Annotated in this window: 1 protein-coding gene; it reads right to left on the bottom strand. The window is 64.8% G+C overall.

All coding sequences use genetic code 11. The features are described from left to right. The coding region (locus IG629_RS20710) for a non-ribosomal peptide synthetase (protein ID WP_193173817.1) at positions 1-3,135 on the bottom strand (3,135 nt) is incomplete at both ends.

The raw sequence follows: 3,135 nt of genomic DNA on the forward strand, positions 1-3,135 counted from the left end.
TTCGGTGTCTGTATCAAGACGGAGCAGGGTGAGGCGGAGCAGCGGGTCTCCTGCGAGATCGAAAGGTTCGGCTGCATGCCGCGCGGCGCGGGCGCGGACCAGATCGTCGCGATCCGCTTCATCACAAGTCAGATCCTCGACAAGCAGGGGATCGTAGGGATCGCGCAAACCCAGCACGGGCTGACCGTTCTCGGCGCGCACAGTCATGCGCAGGCTGTCGTGCCGTGCTGTGAGGGCGAGGAGCGCAGACCTGAGGGCGTCTTCATCAAGTGCCCCCGCAAGGCCAAGGGCGGCTGTGATGTTGTAGGTGGCGGCATGCTCCCCGTCTCCGAGCTCGGCGAGGAACCAGAGGCGCTGTTGTGCGAAGGAGAGGGGCAATGCGTCACGATCCTGGCGCGGCCGGATCGGCGGCGGGGGCGTGCCTCGGCGCTCGCGCTCGATGGCGGCGGCCTGGGCGCCGAGGGTCGGATGCTCGAAGATCAGGCGGAGGGGAATATCGGTGCCGAAGGCGGTGCGGATGCGGGAGAGCAGTTGCGTCGCCAGCAGGGAATGCCCGCCGAGATCGAAGAAGTTGTCCGTGCGGCTGACGGCTCCCGTCTTCAGCACATCGGCCCAGAGGCCGGCGAGCAGCTCCTCGCCCGGTGTCACGGGCGCGCCCGCACCGGCCCGCTCAACCATATCCGGCACCGGCAGGGCTTTGCGGTCGAGCTTGCCCGTGACCGTCAGGGGCAGTGCATCAAGCACCATCACCTCGGAGGGAACCATGTAGCCGGGCAGAGCGGTCTGTAGTTCCCGCCTGAGTGTCGCACCGTCGAGGCCTGTGCCGGTGACATAGGCGAGGATGCGTCGATGCTCTCCTTCGCCTGCGAGGATGGCGACGGCTTCCTCGACGACGGGTAAGGCACGGAGGGCGGCTTCGATCTCTCCAAGCTCGATACGGAAGCCGCGCAGCTTGATCTGATGATCGGTGCGTCCGAGATAGTCGATGGCGCCGTCCTGGTTCCATCTGCAGAGATCGCCGGTACGGTAGAGGCGTCCGAAGCTCGGATGGTCAATGAAGCGCTCTTCTGTCAGCTCCGGCTGAGCGAGATATTCGTCAGCGAGGCCGTCACCGCCGAGATGCAGCTCGCCTGCGATACCGGCAGGCACGGGATTGCCATCCGGATCCAGAATATGCGCCACGGTGTTGGCGATGGGATGGCCAATGGGGATCGAGGCCGCGTCCTCGGGAACATCGCGCACCTCGTGCCATGTGCCCATGGTGGTACATTCGGTGGGCCCATAGGCATTTAGCAGGTGCTTTGGCGGTCCGGCGCGGAGCACGGCACGGACGCAACGGGGGTCGGCGGCCTCTCCACCAAACAGCAACGTGTCGAGGCTGGAAAAGACGCCTGGATCAGCCTGAGCTTGGCGATTGAAGAGTGATGTTGTCAGAAGGATAATGTTGAACCGCTTCTCACGAAGCAGTTCTGCGAAGCGATCTGTATCGAGGATGTCGTCGCGTTGGAGGAGCTCAATGGCGGCGCCGTTGAGGAGCGCGCCCCAGATCTCGAAGGTTGCAGCATCGAAGACGGGTGTCGCTGCCTGCGCGATCCGGTCGCCGGGTTTGATGTCGATATAGTCCGTGTCGCGGACGAGCCGGGTGACGGCGCGCTGTGGCACCATGACACCCTTGGGCCGTCCCGTGGAGCCGGAGGTGTACATGACATAAGCGAGGCTTGCGCCGTCGCTCTGTGTCGCTGGAACATCGGCATCGCATGCGTCGATCTCCGCCGCGTCTCGGTCGAGCAGCAACAGGCTGTGCCCGCCTTCGGGCAGCGTGCCTGCCAGCGCTTCGTGGCTGAGAACCAGTCCGACCTCTGCCTCTTCAAGCATGTAGCCAAGCCGGTCTGCGGGCAGATCCGGGTCGAGCGGCAGATAGGCAGCTCCGGTCTTCAGGGTGGCGAGCATGGCGACGATGAGATCGACCCCGCGCGGCAGGCAGAGGCCGATGACGGCACCAGGCGCCGGATCAAAGCGCTCAGCGATATAGGCGGCCAGGCGGTTTGCCCGCGCATCGAGCGCGGCATAGGTGAGCGTCAGCTCACCGAAGCGGAGAGCCGTTGCATCGGGTGCCGCCTGCACCTGCTCCGCAAAGAGCTCGGCGAGCGCGGCGTCACGGGGATAGGGGCTCTCGCCGCCGCTCCATTTTTCAAGGTCACGGCACTCGTCCAGCGTCAGCAGGGGCAGACTGCCGACAGGCGCCTCGGGCGCTGCCAGAATGCTTTCCAGCAGGATGCGGTAATGGGCCGCCATGCGGTCGATGCGGGAGGGCTCGAAGAGATCTGCGGCATATTCCCAGTTGCAGGCCAGCCCGCCCGAACCCGCATCGATGCTGAGGGTAAGATCGAACTTGGCGGTCTCGAGATCCGGTTGCAGGGGCTGGATTGTCGCATCGCCGAGAGCAAGCGCTTCCTGCGGCGCGTTCTGCAGGGCGAACATGACCTGGAAGAGGGGGGAATGGGAGAGCGAGCGCTCGGGCTGCAGCTCGGTCACCAGACTCTCGAAGGGAAGGTCCTGATGGGCATAGGCGTCGAGCGATGTCTCCCGCAGTTGGGAGAGAACAGTCTCAAAGCTCTGTGCACGTTCGATCGTGCTGCGCATGACGAGTGTGTTGACGAAGAAGCCGACCAGCTCCTCGCTCTCCGCCTGGGTGCGGTTGGCGATGGGGCTTCCGACGAGAATGTCTTCGGCCCCGCTATAGCGGTGCAGCAGCACCTTGAAGGCAGCGAGAAGGGTCATGAAGAGGGTCGTGCCCCTGGTCCGGCTGAAGGCCTCAAGGCGTTCTGCCAGCTCCGGGGGCAGGGTGAAGGCACGCTGCCCGCCCTTGTAACTCTTGACGGCGGGACGAGGGTGATCGGCGGGGAGCTCCAGCAAGGCGGGTGCGTTCTCGAGACGGTCGCGCCAATAGGAGAGCTGGGTCTCCAGTACCTCTCCACTCAGCCAGTCGCGCTGCCATGCGGCATAGTCGGCATACTGGATCTGCAGAGGCGGCAGAACAGACGACAGATCATCTTCACGCTCTTCGAGGGCAGCGGCATAAAGCGCGCTCAGGTCACGCACCAGCACACCGAGGGACCAGCCGTCTGCGGCGAT

The organism is Nisaea nitritireducens, assembly GCF_014904795.1.
GTDB lineage: Bacteria > Pseudomonadota > Alphaproteobacteria > Thalassobaculales > Thalassobaculaceae > Nisaea > Nisaea nitritireducens.